This is a genomic window from Shewanella sp. Isolate7 (assembly GCF_022398425.1).
GTDB lineage: Bacteria > Pseudomonadota > Gammaproteobacteria > Enterobacterales > Shewanellaceae > Shewanella.
On record NZ_JAKEVJ010000011.1, the window covers coordinates 1 to 18,433 of the forward strand.

At 52.7% G+C, this 18,433-nt stretch carries 15 protein-coding genes, 1 tRNA gene and 1 rRNA gene; 8 read left to right on the forward strand and 9 right to left on the reverse strand.

Translation table 11 applies throughout. The annotated features are described in order from the left end of the window. Both L1D47_RS04005 and pssA read right to left on the reverse strand, forming a co-directional pair. Positions 1–144 (reverse strand): 16S ribosomal RNA (locus L1D47_RS04005); the annotation flags it as partial. Positions 145–887: 743 nt separating this feature from the next. After that, positions 888–1,802: a CDP-diacylglycerol--serine O-phosphatidyltransferase gene (gene pssA / locus L1D47_RS04010; RefSeq protein WP_239882659.1), complete on the reverse strand. Its 915-nt coding sequence runs from the start codon at positions 1,800–1,802 to the stop codon at positions 888–890. Between the two features lie 134 nt (positions 1,803–1,936). On the opposite strand from pssA, the gene L1D47_RS04015 reads away from it, so the two are divergent. Then, positions 1,937–2,380 carry a DUF4124 domain-containing protein gene (locus L1D47_RS04015; RefSeq protein ID WP_239882660.1) on the forward strand — a complete coding sequence of 148 codons (444 nt, stop codon included), beginning with the start codon at positions 1,937–1,939 and terminating at the stop codon, positions 2,378–2,380. A gap of 78 nt (positions 2,381–2,458) precedes the next feature. Here the strand turns inward: L1D47_RS04015 and L1D47_RS04020 are convergent, their stop codons facing one another. The 4 genes from L1D47_RS04020 to rluD all read right to left on the reverse strand — a co-directional run bounded on the left by L1D47_RS04020 (position 2,459) and on the right by rluD (position 7,399). Next, positions 2,459–2,794, reverse strand: coding sequence for a hypothetical protein (locus L1D47_RS04020; protein WP_239882661.1), 336 nt, complete (start codon positions 2,792–2,794; stop codon positions 2,459–2,461). Between the two features lie 222 nt (positions 2,795–3,016). Further along, a complete protein-coding gene (gene clpB / locus L1D47_RS04025) occupies positions 3,017–5,590 on the reverse strand; it encodes an ATP-dependent chaperone ClpB (protein ID WP_041508723.1) in 2,574 nt (857 codons plus the stop codon). 115 nt (positions 5,591–5,705) lie between these two features. Continuing rightward, complete coding sequence (gene pgeF / locus L1D47_RS04030; protein ID WP_239882662.1) at positions 5,706–6,425, reverse strand: peptidoglycan editing factor PgeF; 720 nt, start codon at positions 6,423–6,425, stop codon at positions 5,706–5,708. 2 nt (positions 6,426–6,427) lie between these two features. After that, positions 6,428–7,399: a 23S rRNA pseudouridine(1911/1915/1917) synthase RluD gene (gene rluD, locus L1D47_RS04035; protein WP_239882663.1), complete on the reverse strand. Its 972-nt coding sequence runs from the start codon at positions 7,397–7,399 to the stop codon at positions 6,428–6,430. Positions 7,400–7,522: 123 nt separating this feature from the next. Here rluD and L1D47_RS04040 point away from each other — a divergent pair, with 123 nt between their 5' ends. The 3 genes from L1D47_RS04040 to L1D47_RS04050 all read left to right on the forward strand — a co-directional run bounded on the left by L1D47_RS04040 (position 7,523) and on the right by L1D47_RS04050 (position 10,454). Then, positions 7,523–8,281, forward strand: a complete 759-nt coding sequence (locus L1D47_RS04040; RefSeq protein WP_011866748.1) for an outer membrane protein assembly factor BamD — start codon at positions 7,523–7,525, stop codon at positions 8,279–8,281. 316 nt (positions 8,282–8,597) lie between these two features. Further along, positions 8,598–8,673: transfer RNA gene (locus L1D47_RS04045), tRNA-Phe, on the forward strand. A gap of 155 nt (positions 8,674–8,828) precedes the next feature. Continuing rightward, positions 8,829–10,454, forward strand: coding sequence for a HAMP domain-containing methyl-accepting chemotaxis protein (locus tag L1D47_RS04050; RefSeq protein WP_239882664.1), 1,626 nt, complete (start codon positions 8,829–8,831; stop codon positions 10,452–10,454). A 1-nt stretch (position 10,455) separates the two neighbouring features. Here the strand turns inward: L1D47_RS04050 and L1D47_RS04055 are convergent, their stop codons facing one another. Both L1D47_RS04055 and L1D47_RS04060 read right to left on the reverse strand, forming a co-directional pair. Further along, positions 10,456–12,036 (reverse strand): diguanylate cyclase, encoded by a 1,581-nt coding sequence (locus L1D47_RS04055; protein WP_239882665.1) that lies wholly within the window; start codon positions 12,034–12,036, stop codon positions 10,456–10,458. A gap of 133 nt (positions 12,037–12,169) precedes the next feature. Next, positions 12,170–14,032, reverse strand: a complete 1,863-nt coding sequence (locus tag L1D47_RS04060; RefSeq protein WP_239882666.1) for a methyl-accepting chemotaxis protein — start codon at positions 14,030–14,032, stop codon at positions 12,170–12,172. 259 nt (positions 14,033–14,291) lie between these two features. Between L1D47_RS04060 and L1D47_RS04065 the strand changes: the two genes are divergently transcribed. The 4 genes from L1D47_RS04065 to L1D47_RS04080 all read left to right on the forward strand — a co-directional run bounded on the left by L1D47_RS04065 (position 14,292) and on the right by L1D47_RS04080 (position 17,494). Further along, a complete protein-coding gene (locus L1D47_RS04065) occupies positions 14,292–15,308 on the forward strand; it encodes an ornithine cyclodeaminase family protein (protein ID WP_239882667.1) in 1,017 nt (338 codons plus the stop codon). A 199-nt stretch (positions 15,309–15,507) separates the two neighbouring features. After that, on the forward strand, positions 15,508–16,047 hold the full coding sequence (locus L1D47_RS04070; RefSeq protein ID WP_239882668.1) for an RNA polymerase sigma factor: 540 nt from the start codon (positions 15,508–15,510) through the stop codon (positions 16,045–16,047). Continuing rightward, positions 16,044–16,556: a hypothetical protein gene (locus L1D47_RS04075; protein ID WP_239882669.1), complete on the forward strand. Its 513-nt coding sequence runs from the start codon at positions 16,044–16,046 to the stop codon at positions 16,554–16,556. Before L1D47_RS04070 ends, L1D47_RS04075 begins: the two co-directional genes overlap by 4 nt. Next, entirely contained in the window at positions 16,553–17,494 is a 942-nt protein-coding gene (locus L1D47_RS04080; protein WP_239882670.1) for a DUF4097 family beta strand repeat-containing protein, read from the forward strand. Before L1D47_RS04075 ends, L1D47_RS04080 begins: the two co-directional genes overlap by 4 nt. Before the next feature lie 86 nt (positions 17,495–17,580). Here L1D47_RS04080 and L1D47_RS04085 read toward each other — a convergent pair whose 3' ends face one another. Then, on the reverse strand, positions 17,581–18,414 hold the full coding sequence (locus L1D47_RS04085; RefSeq protein ID WP_239882671.1) for a LysR family transcriptional regulator: 834 nt from the start codon (positions 18,412–18,414) through the stop codon (positions 17,581–17,583). Positions 18,415–18,433 lie beyond the last annotated feature (19 nt).

Consider the following 18,433-nt stretch of genomic DNA (forward strand, 5'->3'; position numbering starts at 1 on the left):
AGTTCCCTAAGTTCCCTAGGCATTACTCACCCGTCCGCCGCTCGTCATCTTCAAAAGCAAGCTTTTGAAATGTTACCGCTCGACTTGCATGTGTTAGGCCTGCCGCCAGCGTTCAATCTGAGCCATGATCAAACTCTTCAATTAAAAGTTTTTCTGCTCCACTCTTTATTCAAAAGGAAGCGACTCAATGAATTCTGATTCATCACTTAGACTCGGAAGAATCTAAGGATGTTTGTACATATTACTATGGACTCTCACTATCTCTAGTAAAGAATTGCATTGAGATTTAAATCGTTTTCGATTAACTCAATACCTGTGAGTGTCCACACAGATTTCTTGTTTTATCTTGTTAAAGAACGTTCGCCTCATACTGGAGTCCAGCGGGCTAGGGCTGCGTATTCTACGCTTCTCCCTGTCGGCGTCAAGCGCTTTTTTCAAAAAACTTTCAAGTGGTTAATTACTGTGCTATCGCACTGTAACCACCGGCTTAAAAACTTGAACCGCTTGTTACCTTGACTCGACCAGCTTGCCTACTCGCTTCGCTAAGTAGCGCCGTTTGCCGTGTCAGTGGGAGCGCATTATAGGGAGCCAAATCTTTTGTGCAAGGGCTTTTTTGACAAAAGCAATCTATCGAACAAAAAACACCCAAAAGGTGGTTTACCCAGCCAAAACCCACACACAACGCCAACAAGCGAGTAACGATAACAACACAACCTTTGGTTACCCTATCGATTTTGATCCTATCAAGTTCAAGCAGCGCTTGTTCAAAACCGGAAAATAAGTTTGGCACAAAAACATTCACTCTGCCAAAAATCTTAGCGACCTCATTAAAAGGCTGTCACAGCCCCCATTTATCCCCGTTGCAAGGACTCATTACTGTGCGGCTGTTACTGCTTCTTGTCGGCATCTTCTGAGTCTTGCTCAGTTTGTTTGGCCTCGCATTCAGTATCTATCTCTTGAGTATCTATCTCTTGAGTATCTGTCTCTTGAGTATCTGTCTCTTGAGTATCTGTCTCTTGTGTATTCGTCTCTTGAGTAATGTCGGCATCGTTCTCATCACCCACCACATGACTCACCTTTAATTTCTTTACCGTGCGTATGGTATAGATAGGGCCAGAGAGGGCGTAGAGACTAAAGACGATAAACAAGATGGTCGCTGGTTGCACCGAAACCACCACAAACAGGCCCACCAGTGCCAGAATGACCATAAAGTTAACCCGGCCGCGCCAGTCATAGTCTTTAAAGGAGTAGTAACGGAAGTTACTCACCATCAAGAGACCGGCACAAGCTGTCATTAGCAGCGCCAATATACTTACCTGTTGGCCCTCAATCTCATAATAGGTGCCCGTCCAGATTGCTCCAGCGATGATAGCCGCGGCGGCAGGACTCGCCAATCCCTGAAAGTAGCGCTTATCGGCGACGCCAACCTGGGTATTGAAACGCGCCAGTCGTAATGCGGCACCGGCACAATAGATAAATGCGGCCAACCAACCGACCTTGCCCAGATCGGCCAAGGCCCAGTTATAGGCGATCAACGCGGGGGCGACCCCGAAGGAGACCATATCGGCCATGCTGTCATATTCGGCGCCGAATGCACTCTGGGTATTAGTCATCCTTGCGACCCGTCCGTCGACACCGTCGAAGATCATGGCGACAAAGATGGCGATCGCCGCCGCTTCAAAGTGGCCATTCATGGAGGCAATCACCGCATAGAAGCCGGAAAACAATCCCGCTGTGGTGAACAAGTTAGGTAAAAGGTAGATACCGCGGTTCTTAACCGTCTCTTTGTTTAAATTTTGCATATAATAAGGAGCAAGGTTATCTTGATAAAATAGAAAGATAACACAGATTTAAGCTCACTTTTTATACGGACCTCTAATTGTTGGCAGATGAGGCATCTCTTGCACTCTCTCCCGGCCTAAATATGGACACTATGATGACCGGAAAATTTTATCTTAGCGCACTACTTAGCCTATTCCTTTGTGCCCCCGCGCTGGCAACGACCATCTATAAGTGGGTAGACGAAAACGGAGTCACCCACTACAGCCAGGAAAAGCCTCCCGAGGCTAAGACAGAAAAACTCTATAGCGAAGATATCGAACAGAAAAAAGTCGGCTTTACCGCCCCTAAGGTCACTGAAAAACAGGGAGAACCAAAAAGCGAGGCCGCGTTAGCCGCCGAAGCGATCAACGAGAAAGATAAGGCCCAAGCCCAAGCCATCTGCGAAAATGCCAAGCATCAGTTGAGCGTACTCGAGACCTATACTCGCCTGACACGTAAGAATGAAGAAAGTGGTGAAATGGTGCGCATGACTGAGGAAGATAGGCAATCAGAGATCGCCGCGCAGAAACAACGTATCAAACTCTTCTGCGTCAAATAAATATATATAGAAGTAGAAGCGACAACCCGACATGCCGCGGTTGTCGCTTGATGTTTCTTATAGAACCCTGTTCGACTTCTACTTACTAGCGCCTTTCGAACTGCTACCTTTCACCATATACATAGAGCGACTCACGCCATCCTGGCAGGCCTGGATGCCCGCATTCCAGCCCTTGTCAAATTCGCTCAAGCCATCCAACACCTTATCCTTCATCCCTTCTAAGGTATCGGCGCCTGGATTTTGTTTCAGGTAACCGGCGCTTCGACAGCCAGTGTTGTAACCAAAACGATAGAGGCTGTCATAATCGACACTGCCCACACCGATAAAATACGGGCCGCTGCTTTCCTCTGGTGCCGAGCGACATGCCGTCATCAATACGGCCAGAGATGCTATAACTGCTAACCTTGCTTTCATCCAATACTCCTTCACTGTATAAAAACTCAAATTAGGAAGAGATACCGCCCTTTGCAAACTAGTTCAAATAATAGACAAGTGCAATCTGATGCCCCTGATAAAAAAAGCCCAAACCTAGGTTTGGGCTTTTTACAGGACTGAGTAATTGGACTAAGCAATCGAACTAAGCTACCGAACTAAGTCACGAGACTAAATTACAAAGCTAAGTTACAAGAGCGAGCCTCATTGATGAAAGGCGAGCTCGCCCCCCGCGGCATCGACCTTGATTGGTGCGCCGGGTAACAGCTCGCCGCTCAAGAGTTTCTGCGCCAGTGGGTTTTCGACCTCTTGCTGCAGGGCACGCTTCAGCGGCCTTGCACCATAGACAGGGTCGAATCCAGCCTGAGCGATCAAGGCTAAGGCATCGTCACTCACCTCAAGCTCAAAGTCTTTCTCCGCCAAGCGCGCCTTCAGATTGTCTATCTGGATCTGCGCAATATGAGCGATATGCTCTGACTCCAATGGGTGGAAGACCACGCTTTCATCGATACGGTTGAGGAACTCGGGCCTGAAGCTGTGTGTCACCACATTCATCACCTCACTCTTCATCTCGGCATAACTGGCAATACCGAAGCGTTCTTGAATTACATCTGAGCCCAGGTTCGAGGTCATGATCACCACTGTATTACGGAAATCCACCGTACGCCCCTGACCATCGGTCAGGCGACCATCGTCCAGCACCTGCAGCAGGATGTTGAACACGTCGGGATGAGCCTTTTCCACCTCATCGAGCAAGATCACCGAATAAGGCTTACGTCTCACCGCTTCGGTGAGATAACCACCCTCTTCATAGCCTACATACCCTGGAGGCGCACCAACCAGGCGTGACACCGAATGCTTCTCCATAAACTCGGACATATCGATACGCACCATGGCCGATTCGGTATCGAACAGGAACTTCGCCAATGACTTACACAGCTCAGTCTTACCCACACCGGTAGGGCCGAGGAAGAGGAAGGAGCCGATAGGACGATTCGGATCCGCAAGTCCGGCGCGGCTGCGACGAATGGCATTAGCCACCGCATCCACGGCCTCGTTTTGTCCAATCACCCGGGTATGCAGCGCTTCTTCCATGTGTAACAGCTTCTCTTTTTCCCCTTCGAGCATCTTAGACACAGGGATACCGGTCGCCTTAGACAGGACTTCGGCAATCTCCACGTCGGAGACCTTGTTACGCAACAGCGTCATATCCTGCATCTCGGCCTGCGCCGCCAGATCCAGCTGTTTCTCGAGCTCGGGAATACGGCCATATTGCAGCTCCGACATGCGGGTCAGATCCCCTGCACGCCTCGCCACCTCGAGATCCATACGGGCCTGCTCGAGATCCGCCTTGATATGCTGGGTGCCTGCCAGTGCTGCCTTCTCGGTATGCCAGACCTCGTTAAGTTCGGCGGCCTTGGCCTCGACTTCGGCTAGCTCACTGCGCAAGGTGCTAAGACGACGCTGACTGGCCTCGTCACTCTCTTTGATCAGGGCCTGCTCCTCCAGCTTAAGCTGTATGGTGCGGCGCTCTAACCTGTCCAGTGGCTCGGGCTTAGAATCTATCTGCATACGGATACTGGAGGCCGCCTCATCGATGAGGTCGATCGCCTTATCGGGCAGTTTTCTGTCAGAGATATAGCGATGAGACATGCTGGCCGCCGCCACGATGGCCGGATCGGTGATCTCCACATGGTGGTGCAGCTCATAGCGCTCTTTCAGGCCACGTAAAATCGCGATGGTGTCTTCGACGCTTGGCTCATCCACCAGCACCTTCTGAAAACGACGCTCGAGCGCGGCATCTTTCTCGATATATTGCCGATATTCATCCAAGGTGGTGGCACCGACACAGTGCAGGTCACCTCTGGCCAATGCCGGCTTAAGCATGTTACCCGCATCCATGGCGCCATCACTCTTACCTGCGCCGACCATGGTATGTAGCTCATCGATGAAGAGGATCACCTGGCCCTCTTCCTGCGCCAGCTCATTGAGTACCGCCTTGAGACGCTCCTCGAATTCACCACGATACTTAGCACCGGCCACCAGCGCACCTAAGTCGAGTGACAACACCCGCTTATTCTTGATCCCCTCAGGCACCTCGCCATTGATGATGCGTTGGGCCAGGCCCTCGACGATGGCTGTCTTACCTACGCCCGGCTCACCGATGAGTACAGGGTTGTTCTTGCTGCGGCGTTGCAGCACCTGAATCGTACGGCGGATCTCATCATCACGGCCGATCACGGGATCCAGCTTGCCCTGCTCGGCGCGCTCGGTCAGATCCACGGTAAACTTCTTCAGCGCCTGACGCTGATCTTCGGCGTTAGGGTCATCGATATTCTTGCCAAGACGCACCTCTTCGATGGTCTTCTCCAGCAGTTCCTTGGTGGCGCCCGATTTCTTCAGGCATTGCGCCAACGCGTCGCTGCCCTCAAGGGCGGCCAACACGAAGAGTTCGCTGGAGATATACTTGTCTTTACGCTTTTGCGCCAATTTGTCACACAGATTCAACAGGCGAATCAGCGCCTGCGACAGCTGAACGTCACCGCCTGTGCCCTCAATTTGAGGTAAACGTTCTAGCTCCTGACTCAGGGCAGAACGCAAGGTGCTAACCGAGATCCCGGCCTGGGTCAGCAATGGATGGATAGAACCGCCATCTTGGTTAAGCAACGCCATCATCAGATGAATCGGCTCGATAAACTGATGGTCACGCCCCAACGCTAATGACTGAGCATCGGAGATTGCTATCTGGAATTTGTTCGTCATACGATCGAGTCGCATACAGCCTCCTAAAAAATTAACGAATGAAGGAAACCTTCAGTGCTTTGTTACCAGTATAGATGGGGGCTTTTTAGGAGGATTCAAGCAACAAGAGAAAAATTGCTGAATTTTTGTACTAGTTTTCCAGCCAGATAAAAGAGGCCATACGACCGGTTTTCGCCTCGCGGCGATAGGAGAAATAGTCGGCACTCAAGCTATAGGTGCAGTGGGGCAATTGATAGACGCCGCCAACACCGAGACGCTCAGCACGATAGCGGGCTATCCCTTGCAGATCGGCTAAAAACCTATCGGCGCTCGGCTTAAAAAAGTCTGCGGTTTCAGCATGCTGAGCGATAAACTGCGCCCTAACCTCACCGCCGACCTCGAAGGCATCCGGGCCTATACAAGGGCCAAGATAGAGGAGTAGCTCTTCGGCAGGCGCATCAAACTCGGCGATAGCCGCCTCGACGATGCCATTACACAAACCGCGCCAACCGGCATGTACCGCCGCCACCTGAGTCGCCGCACGATCGCAAATCAGCACTGGCAGGCAGTCGGCGGTCATCACCACACACACATGCTCGCCACTGCGACAGAAACTGCCGTCTGCGGTGCGGTTAACATCCTGGTCCAGATTCACCAGCTCGATGCCATGAACTTGCTGCAGCCAGGCTGGCTCGGCTGACATGCCCAGAGCCTTTGCCGCAAGCAAACGGTTTTGACGCACAAGCTCGGGGTCGTCGCCCACATGGTCGCCAAGATTGAGGCTATCGAAGGGTGACAGGCTCACGCCCCCCTGACGCTGGCTAAAAGCCAGCTTCACGCCAGGCGGGATGAACCAGTCTTGAGGCAACATGATTAATATTCTGCCGGATGAGCCTTGGTGTCATCACGCAGGGCTTGAGTTAAGGCCACCATATCTTCAGGAATTGGCGCCTGCCAGCTCATGATCTCGCAGGTGAAGGGGTGCGCCAGCTCAAGGCGAACGGCGTGCAGCGCCTGACGCTTAAAGCCGTTTAGCGCCTCCATCAATTCAGGCGTGGCCTTCTTAGGTGGACGTGGGCGACCACCATAGACAGGATCACCGACTAAAATATGGCCTATGTGTGCCATGTGCACCCTGATCTGGTGGGTACGGCCGGTTTCCAGGCGTAGGCGTAGACGGGTATGGGCACGGAACTTCTCCGCCACACGGTAATGGGTCACCGAGGGGCGACCGCCGTGGTGCACCGCCATATGAGTACGCTTGGTCGGATGGCGCGCAATCGGTTCATCGACCACGCCACCGGCCGTCATGGTGCCGGAGACGATCGCCTCATATTCACGGGTGATCTCACGTGCCTGCAAGGCCGCTACCAGGTGGGTCTGCGCCTCGACTGTCTTTGCCACTACCATCAAACCTGTAGTGTCCTTATCGAGACGATGTACGATACCGGCCCTTGGCACCAGCTCAATTTCAGGGCAGTGATGCAAGAGCGCGTTCATCAGGGTGCCGTCGCTGTTGCCTGCGCCGGGGTGAACCACCAGGCCAGCCTGCTTATTGACCACGATAATATGGTCATCTTCGTAGACGATGTCTAAATCGATCGCCTGCGCCTCGGCCTTGATCTCTTCCTTGAGGGTGGCTTCAATCTCAATCTCCTGCCCCTCTAGGACCTTTTCTCTCGGTTTAGTCTGCACCATACCATCGACGTAGACGGCACCAGCCTGAATCCACTCTTTAATACGTGTACGGGAGTAATCAGGGAACAACTCGGCCAAGGTTTGGTCTAATCTCTGCCCGGTTTGTGTTGCTGTGATCTCGCTTTTTAGATTAATCTCTTGTGTCATAGGAACCGTACCCGCGTTTTGGGGTCCAAAATAAAGTGCTATCTGTTACAATCGGATTGTTTCTATTTTATCGTGAAATGGAAAAATTCTTAAACAACAACTTACAAAGAATCGAATTCAAGTATGCATAATTTTGCTAAAGGCGCAGCTATCGCCTTGTTGTCATTGGCCTTAGCGGCGTGTAGTAGTAAACCAGAAGATGATATCGAACTGAGCAAATCTTCCCCCGAAGTCCTCTATTCTCAAGCCAGAACCTCGATGGAGCTGGGTAATTATAGTAAAGCGGTACGCTCATTAGAGGCGCTAGACTCTCGTTATCCCTTCGGCCCACACAAGACGCAGGTACAGTTAGACCTGATCTACGCATACTACAAGTTGGACGATTCGGCATCGGGCATCGCCAACATCGATCGCTTCATTCGCCTTAACCCCACACATAAAGATATCGACTATGTCTATTATATGCGTGGCCTGGTGAACATGCAGTCGGACAACTATATGTTCCACGACATGCTCAACATAGACAGGACCGACCGTGATCCCAAGGCGGCGCAAGACGCCTTTAAAGACTTCGATCGTCTGATCAAGCAGTATCCCAACAGCAAGTATGCCGCCGATGCCCAGAAACGCATGCAGTTCTTAAAGAACCGTCTGGCCAAATACGCCATTACCGTCGCGGAATACTATATCAAGATGAATGCCTGGAGCGCCGCCGCCGTGCGCGCCCAGACAGTGCTGGAAACCTACCCAGGTACGCCATCTACCGAGCGCGCTCTGGAAATCATGGCGACCGCCTACGAGGAACTCGGCCAGCAGAAACTCAAAGATCACGTACTCATGGTGATGCAGAGTAACTTCCCCAACAACGACATGCTCAAGTAAGCCAGTCTGTTCATACAGAGTAGCCAATGATTTAAGAGGCCCCGCAACGCGGGGCTTTTTTATATCCGCCTCTATGACCCACGCGCAGCTTTAGTCGCTTATTGGTCGACATTAGCAGCCTAACTTACTCAGTACTTAACCAATATAGATGACTCGGTCCTCCGCCCTGTTTCAACCTCGACAGATCCCCTGAATCTCGACATTTGATCTAAAAATCGACGTTTCGGGTAAAAGTTATCCAAACGGGCCAGATAAACAAAGTTTTTGCAAAAATGTGTTGACTCAAATGCGCAAAAGCCTTTTAATGCACCCCGTCGCCCGAATAGCTCAGTCGGTAGAGCAGAGGATTGAAAATCCTCGTGTCCCTGGTTCGATTCCGGGTTCGGGCACCATATTCTAGGGTGCCTAGCGCACCAAACAAAAAAGCCTCGCACTGCGAGGCTTTTTTGTTTCTATTCAACTCTACCCATTTCAATCTTTTGCTATACCTATAGACACGACATAAGTTTTAGCTTTCTGCTATTTACTCCTTTTTTTGGGTATCTATATGAACAATATTCAAATCAAGCACAAGATGGCTTTCGGTATCTTACTCCCCCTCTCGCTCCTCATCTGTATCTGCATCTTAGCAATCAATATGATGAATAATATCGAGAAAGGTGTCGTCACCATCTATAACGATAGAGTCGTTCCACTGGAAGATCTCAAGGTGATTGCCGATGATTACGCGGTATCTGTTATCGACGCCATCAACAAGGCCAATGCCGGTGATTTCAGCGCCGAACAGGCAAACCAGGCCCTGCAGGAAGCAAGTAACAACATAGACAAAAAGTGGCGCCAATACATCGCCACCCAACTCACCAAGGATGAACAACGACTGGTCGATGAAGCCGAACACCTATTTGTCCCGGCCAACCAAAGAATCGCCCACCTGGAGCAGCTGCTCAACGGTAAGTCTGGCAATATTGCCGGCCAACTGCGAGATGAGATTATTCCCCTCTACCGGGTGATCGATCCCATCAGTGGCACCATCGCCGAGTTAATCAGCCTGCAACTCAAGGTCGCCGGCGAGGAAAAGGACAGGGTTGCCGAGATCTACCAATCTTCCCTCACCCTCTTCTTGCTCATCACCCTGGTCGCCGCCGTTGCCAGCATAGTGCTAGGTATCTGGATTAACCGTAGCGTGATGAAACCGATCAACCACATACGTACCCAGCTACTGACCATACAGCAAGACTCGGATCTCACTGTCACCTTCGACCAACTCAACAACGACGAACTCGGCCTAATCTCGACCCGGCTCAACGATGTCTTTCACCACCTGCGAGGCATCCTCAAGGGAGTCACCCATGCGGCCAACAGCGTCAGCGACTCGGCGTTAGCCCTCAACGAGTTTACCCAGGTCTCCAACGCCCGCATTCAGCAGCAACAGGCAGAGACGGAACAGACCGCCACCGCCATGAATGAAATGACAGCAACGGTCAACGAGGTAGCCCAGAGCACCACAGCCGCCGCCGACTCGGCCAGAAATGCCGACCGATTCGCCGCCAACGGCAATGAGATCGTCCAGCTGTCGATTAGCAGTATGCAGGCCTTGTCGATGCAGATCCAAAGCACCTCAGAGGTGATCACCCATCTGTCTCACGAGAGCCAACATATCGGCAGCGTACTGAGTGTTATCAAGGGCATTGCCGAACAGACCAACCTGCTGGCCCTCAACGCCGCCATCGAGGCCGCCAGGGCTGGAGAGCAGGGGCGCGGCTTTGCCGTGGTCGCCGACGAGGTTCGCTCCCTCGCCCAGCGCACTCAGGAGGCGACGCAAGAGATAGAAACCATGATAGAGACACTACAGAGCGGGGTAAACGAGGCGGTCACCGCCATGGATGTGGGCATTAAACAGGTGGATGATGCCAATCAGCAAACCAACAAGGCCGGCGAAGCGCTACAAGAGATCGTTGCCTCGGTCGATAACATCACCGAGATGAACACCCATATTGCTACGGCAGCGGAAGAGCAGAGCAGTGTTGCCGAGAGCATTAACCGCAGTATCATCGCCATCAGTGACATAGCCAGTCAATCGACAGAATCGGCCTTAGAGCTGGGACACTCCATCGCTCAGCTTACCTCACTCGCCGACTCGATGCGCCAGCAAGTGATCACCTTCAAGCTGTGACTCACCCCACCACAAACAGCGGACTAACCTTACGATGCAGTACCTGTAGGTTATTCCGCCCACTCTCTTTTGCCTTATAAAGCTGCTCATCGGCGAGCCTGATCATCTGCTGCCAATCGTCATTGGCAAACTCGGGATGATAACCATCGTAGAGTACGGCGCCCATGCTGACGGTGATGATCTCGAAGGGTGAAGCCTGGTGATAGATATTGAGATCGCGCACTCTCTGCAGCATCCGCTTTGCCAGCAGCTCCATCTGAGCCATGTTGTCGCCATGGATCACCACGCAAAACTCCTCTCCACCATAGCGAGTGACCAACTCGCCGCGGCGACGACACTCGAGCATCAGCGCCTGCGCCACCTTGATAAGCGCCTGATCGCCACTCTGATGCCCAACCGTGTCGTTATAAGGCTTAAAGAAGTCGATATCCAACATGATGAAACCTATCGCCCCCTTACCCTCACGCCACTGCTTATGGGCACGCTCAGCAAAGACTTCTAAGCTGCGACGGTTAGCGATACCGGTGAGAGGATCGTTAAAGGAGAGGGATTCCAGATAATTCTGATGGCGCTGTAGCTTCTCCACCACCAGGTTGAAGGATTCGGTCAGCTTGGCCACCTCTGTGATTGCCCAAGCGGTCGGCATGGTCAAGAGCACGCCGCGATGGGCCATCTTATCCAGCACGGCGTTGGCAACTCGAAGCGGCCTGACCACCAGCGCCGAGAAGGGGATGATGGCTATGTAGGACATCACCAAGACACTTAAGAACATCAAGATCGACTCTACGGTAAAGATAGAGGGAAGCAGGCTTCTGTCGTGATTCACGGTGATCTTGAGCGACGGCACACTGAGTGCGTCATGCAGATACCAGGCGTGTTGCGCGGCAATCTTGTCCACCTTGGGCGGCTCTCGAAATCCCAATGAGATCTGACCCTCTAGCTTAGGCTGAGCCAACACCTCCAGCTCAAACTTTATCAGACTAAATTGCTCTATCTCCTCATGAATCGCCTGACTCACATTACGCACGGCCAGCAGGCTACCCGCAACCTGCCCCTCACCACTACTTGGCATGACGGTCACGTTACTAAAGTAGACCACTTTGTCATTCATGCGCAGCAAGCCGCTGCGCACCGACGGACGATTGCCATCCATCTCGGCCTTCGAAGGAAGTATCTTGCCGACAAATTGCGCCTTGGAGAGGGGCAGACTCTGAGAAACAAACTCGGCACCACTGCTATATTGCCACACCAGCTGATTCTGGCGGTTAAACACATAGAATCCATCTACGTTGGCCGCCTCGAAGGCATTATCAAAGAGATTTTTCTTGGCAAATTGAGGCGACACATTATCGACAAAGGTCACCATGTCATCCCAGATGGCATAGTCGTAACATAGGGTATCGAGATTTTTCTGGGCATAGGCGATCCCTTGCTGAACCGCCTGAAGATCTCTGCCTTGCCTCGAGATCACTTGCTCTTCGATTCTAGGCAGGTAGATAAGATAATAGATACAGCTTACAGTCAGAAACGACAACAACAGGAGCCCAAGGGCTAAAATATTCAGGAAGTGATTTAATCGCATCGACCACGCTCTTTATGTCCTGCACTCTAGATTAGCTTAGTCGACCCGGCGACAGAATTTGAGTATAAACCCTGCATTTCACAAATAAATTTCAAAAAAAAGGGAGGCTAGACCTCCCTTTTATACCAAGCGTTTAAATCTTAAACAGACTCACGGCCTGATAGAGTACCTGGGTTCGCGCCTTCACATCGTCAGAGGCCTTAGCGTTCTCATCCGCCGCCTGGGCCGACTCGGCGGCAATGTCGCGAATCACCACCACATTCTTATTCACCTCTGAGGCCACCATGCTCTGCTCCTCGATGGCCGCGGCAATTTGCGTACTCATATCCATGATGTTGGTGACATCGGCGTTGATCTGCTCCAGCAAGGCACCGGCGCTCGCCGCCTGATCGGCACTTTCTATCCCCTGTCTTTGGGTCGCTTCCATGAGTTGCACTATGGAGCGGGTACGAGACTGCAGGGTCTGGATGATCCCGGCGATCTCCTCGGTCGACTCCTGGGTGCGCATCGCCAGGCTTCTCACCTCATCGGCCACCACGGCAAAGCCTCTGCCCTGCTCACCGGCTCTGGCCGCCTCGATGGCGGCGTTTAGCGCAAGCAGGTTGGTCTGCTCGGCAATGCCACGGATCACATCCAACACACTTCCTATGGTCTCGCTGTCTTTCTCAAGCTCGGAGACCACCTGAGCCGAATCGGTCAGCTGCGCCGCCAATGCCTGGATCTTCTCTATGGTGTGTTCAACGCCTACCTGGCCCTGTTGGGCATTGTCATGGGTATTACCGGCACGTTCCGCTGCCAACTCGGTATTGCTGGCGATCTCATCTATGGTCGCGCCCATCTCGGTGATCGCGGTCGCCACCATATCTGTCTCATTGAGCTGACGCCCCACCCCTTCCGAGGCGCGCGTGGAGTTCTCCGACAGCTCCTGGCAGGAGTGATTGACCACCTCGACCGAGGTCAACACCTCTCTGATCAGCGACTGAAACGACTCGACCATGCTATTGAAGTGGCGAGCTATCTGGCCGATCTCGTCATCTACCTTGGTATCGCATCTCAATGTCAGATCTTTGGTCGCCTCGATACGAGAGATCGCATCGCTGATCCGCTGTACCGGCTCCATGATGCTGCGAATGATTGCCAGGGTGAATCCAATTAACACCAGGGTGATCAACACGAAGATAATGATACTGACGGTGACGGTTGCACTCTCGGCGGCATAAATGGCATCCAGGGACTGACCCTTAAGTTGCACCAAAGCCTTCTCGGCCGAGGCGATACTGTCTCGTAGCGTCGCCATACGGCCACTGTCTTTGTCCAATCCCAGCTCTTGCTCTTTGCTCACCAAGGCCTCGAAGTTTTTCTCATAATCGTCGATCAGGGCATTGAGCTCCCCTTTGACCGAATCGCCCAACATGGCGCCAGCCACCTGCTGTCTCAGCAGACTCAAGTTAGCATTGAACTTATCCAGATAACTCAAGGCACGCCTGAGCATAAAATCCTTTTCGTTACGGCGCAGCTGCAACATGGTCACCATGAGTTCGGGTTCGTTTTTCTCCTTCACCAGGGTCTCTACGTTGTGCACCGCGCCGCGCAGCGCCCCATACAGGCCATCTTTGGGATGCAAACCGATCTGCTTTTGCAGCTCGGTAACCTCGGCAAAGATAGACTCATAACGTGTCACGTTCTGCCTAAAGGCCTGCAGATCGCTTTGCGAGATATCGTGACGCTCGAAGATCGCCCCCAGACTGGCGATCTTCTCCTCCAATTCCCTACCCTGCTGTTTGTGTCTATCTATATAGGTCAGATCCAATCGCGCAAAGAAGTCTTTTTCATCTCGACGTAAACTCAAAACATCCTTTTCAAGTTCGATAACTTGTTGTGCAGCATGGGACAAATCATCCAGCTTTGCCGCCGAAAAACGCTGCAAACCAAACATCGCTATCACAGAACAGATAGACACTGCTGCGCTAACGAGTAATTTGTGACGAATGAGCATAAAGGGAGATCCTTTTATTTGAGTGATTGCTTTACTTGTCTTCAACGACAATTAACACCTTGGAATGGCAAAAGTGATTCCAATATTGAGTATAGTAACTATCGACTTACATACATTCATCTTTAATGAATTATTAATAATTCATGTGCTTGCCAGTCACGACTGACTAAAAAATCAACTTCCCATATCGAAATACCACTTAGCTACTTTTAACCCACTTAAAAATTGGATACATTATTCAAAACTAACAGGAGGTAATATGCGAGTTATCGATGCCGATGCGGTCCATCAGGCACTAGACTTTCCCAGCCTAATCGCCGCACTGAGAGAAACATTTGCCCAGCCCGCCGGAATGCCACAGCGCCAGGTGTTTCCATTAGACGACAGCCACAGCGATGCCTTTGCCGTGCTGCCGGCCTGGAACCAGAAGACCATAGCGGTGAAAGCCTTTACCTATTTTCCTGGCAACCCGAAAAAATCTTCCGAGCTGGAAAGCCTCTACTCCAAGATTTTGATCTTTAATCGTGATACAGGTGAACCACAGGCCTTAGTCGATGGCACCAGCGTCACCTACTGGCGCACCGCGGCGGTGTCGGCATTGGCGAGCCAGTATCTGGCTCGATCAGACGCCAAACATCTGCTGCTGTTTGGCACGGGCCGGTTGGCTGCCTTCATGGCACTGGCGCACGCCAGTGTCAGGCCGATTGAAAAAATCACCGTGTGGGGACGCTCAGACGCCAAGGTCGACAAGACCATCAGCGCCATACAGGCTGGCGCGCCGCAGATAGAAGTGAAGGCCTGCGACGATCTTCCCCGGGCTGTGGCCGCGGCCGACATCATCAGCTGCGCCACAAGTGCACCTTCGCCATTGTTCGATTCCGCCTGGGTGTCTCCCGGTACCCATGTGGATCTGGTGGGCAACCATCATCATGACAGACGAGAATGTGACAGCGACCTGATTGCCAGGGCCGAGGTTTATGTGGATGCCAAGGTCAACGTCTTCGCCGAGGCGGGCGAGCTGTTAATTCCTGTCTCGGAAGGGGTGTTCGAACTGTCTCAGGTTAGGGGCGAACTAGCCGATCTGTGCCGGGGCACGCTCTCTCCACGCCAGGACTCTCCACGCCAGGACTCTCCTTGCCAAGAATCTCCTGACCAAGATGCTCCTCGGGCAGATGCTCCTCGCTCTGACAACCACGCCATCACACTGTTTAAGTCGGTTGGCACGGCGCTGGCCGATCTGGTGGGTGCCCAACTGGTATACGAAAAACAAGCCTAACGCTAATAAGATGAGATTAAGGGGCGGCGCTGCCGCCCCACTTCTCTTTGACACTCGATTTCTACTGCTACCGCTTCCCCCAAGTTGGCATTCGATCTCCGCTGCGCTACCTTAAGCCAAACTTTTTTCATATCGCATTAAACCTTTTCAAACTCTGCCTATGTCTAATAGGTATTGTTCACTCACAGGGAAGACAAATTTGAGCGCACTCACGAGTCCAGATGATGCTCACCAGCTCCTCGATGTCGTATTGGTCGAGCGCGCCAAGCAAGGCGACAAGACCGCATTTCGGCAACTCTTTGATCAGCATCACAGACGCGTATATGCCCTCTGTTTTCGCCTGGCCGGTCAGGCCGAGCTGGCGGAAGAGGCCACTCAGGAGACCTTTGTCCGCCTGTGGCAGAAGCTGCCCTTGTTCGATGGCAAGAGCCAGTTTACGACCTGGCTTCACAGCCTGACGGTGAATCAGGCCTTGAGCTGTATCAAGAAACACAAGAGCTTCTGGGCCCGATTCATGCCCGGCGAAGAGGCGCAAACGGCCGCGGTCGCCTTCGACGAATATCAGGGGGTGGACAAGTTGCTGCTAAAACTGCCGGAGCGCGCTCGTATCGTCTTCGTCCTCTATGCCCTGGAGGGCTATCAACACGACGAGATCGCCAGACGCCTCAAGATAGCCCCCGGCACCAGCAAGGCGCAGTACCACAGGGCCAAGAAATTACTGCAGGAGATGGTCTCATGACAGATAAGGCAGACAAACTAACACGCCTGCTGGCACAAACGCCGAAAGAGATGGCCCCTGAGCGGGATCTCTGGCAGGAAATAGACCAGCGCCTCGATGCCCCAGTAAGCACCACAAATCACTACTGGCGCCCCATGGCTATCGCCTCCACCCTGCTGTTGGCGCTCTTGGTGGGTAAATTGAGCCTCTGGCCTGCGAGCGTCGATACCGAGAACGATGCCCTGTTGCAGACCCTAGCCACAATTCAGGCCCAACATCAGGCCAGCGTCGATACCCTGAGCCTAACCAAACACGTCGACTGGCGCACTAGCCCATACAGCCAGCCGGTCGAGCAAGGCATAGAACAACTCAGGACAGCTGCCAAGGAGATCTATGAGGCACTAAAACTCAACCCGACAGACAAACAGCTGTGGCAGCTCTGGCTATGGACGCAGCAACGCGAAATAGAGTTGATCAAGCAGGGGCAAAAACTCCCTGTCGATCGTGATACAACAGGAGAGATGATATGAAAATACAGCTAAAAACCACCGCATTGGCATTGCCCTTTCTACTATTGAGCCAATCTGCACTGGCGGCCCAGAGCGTGGATAAACGCATAGAGGTTCAAGGAGACCTACGCCTAAATCTCGAGGTGCAGCGCGGTGAGGTCGAGATTTTGCCTTGGGATCAGTCCGCCATCACTGTCACCGGCACCCTGGATGAGCTGAGTGAAGGCCTAACCGTGGAGCAAAACGCCGGTACTATCTCAATCGAAGACAAGCTGCCCCGTCACTACTCGGGCAGTAACAAGGAGGGCTCGCGCCTCACCATCAAGGTGCCTAAACAGCTCAAGCTCTACAGCGAAGGCGTCTCGGCCAACTATAAAGTGAGTGAGCTCTCGGGCGACATCAATGTGCAAACCGTCAGCGGCAACATCAAGGCCGACGGCTTGGGCGAACAGGTCAGCATCAATACCGTCTCGGGCGACATTGTCAGCCAGTCGCTGCAAGGCAAGCTCAAGCTGGAAACCGTGTCGGGTAACATCGAAGACAAGCAGAGCCTGGGTAAAGTCAGCTACACCCTGGTAAGCGGCAAGCTCAACGCAGACAGCGGCGCCGAGCAAGTCTCTATCGAGCTGGTATCGGGAGATGCTAAGGTCAGCCTGGATAAGGTAGAGCGCCTCAAGGCCCAGAGCGTCAGCGGCGATCTTAACCTGTCTGTCTCCGGCCTAACCACCAAGGCCAGCCTGGAGAGCGTCAGTGGTGACATCAGCTTCAGCCTGCCGGCGAATATCGATGCCACCTTCAACATCGACGGCGGCCCCAGCGGCGACATAGACAATCGCCTGACACAGGACAAGCCCAAACGACCTAAGTATGGCCCGGGTAGCTCGCTACAGTTCCAGATGGGCAATGGCAGCGCCGATATCCAGATCAACACCATCAGCGGCGATATCAATCTCAAGTAGCGCTAGGACTGAGGCCGACGACCTGAATCTTCGCATCAAAAAGGGCCCGCTATCGGGCCCGTTTTATTACGAGCGGCATAAACCAGTTAAAAGCCGACCACCTTGGCCGCCGAGTGATGCAATAGGGAGTCGATAAACTGCTCTGCACTATGACTCAAGCGACGATTCTTCATCGAGACCACACTAAAGCTCGCCTGGATGCTCGGCCCCCCCACTACGTCCAAAGCCACCAGCTCGCCGGACGCCAGCTCCTCTCGTACCGAGATATCTGGGGTGATAACCACCATGTCACACTCCTTGATGGCCGACTTGATGGGCTGAAACTGGGCATATTTCACCAGGCCAACAAAATCATGTCTGTCTTCATCGAACAGATCCTCATATTTTTGCCTCAGCGGCTGCGGCATGGCGCTGGGCATGCCGAGGGGATAATCGCGCAGACTCGGCAAGTAAACTGTTTTCAGGCGAGTGAGGGGATGGTTGGGACGACAGCAGAAGATCGCCTCTGACTGCGGCAGGCATTGGGTCACCACATTGTCTCGCTGATCCAGCAAGGTGACATTGGTCTCGGCGACAAACATGTCCAGCTCCCCCTTGAGCAGCTTGTAGAGCCGGCTCCAACTCTCAACCTTTAGCTCCAGAGAAATATCTGGGTTATCGCGAACAAACCTGCCTACCACCGACCCGATAATACTGTTGGACGGAATAGGACTGGCGCCAATGGCAAGCTTAGCCTGCTCCAGCCCCTGTTTGGTTTTGATCTCAGACTCCAGATATTCCAGCTGACTGACGATCAACTCCCCCTGGGCCAACACCAGACGGCCATATTCCGTCAGGGCCAGATGTAACTCGTTAGCCGCCTTACTAAAACTCTTCAACCTTGCCAGTACAATGAAGTGCCTTAAGTGTCGTAATTCCATCTATCTCACTCTTATTGTT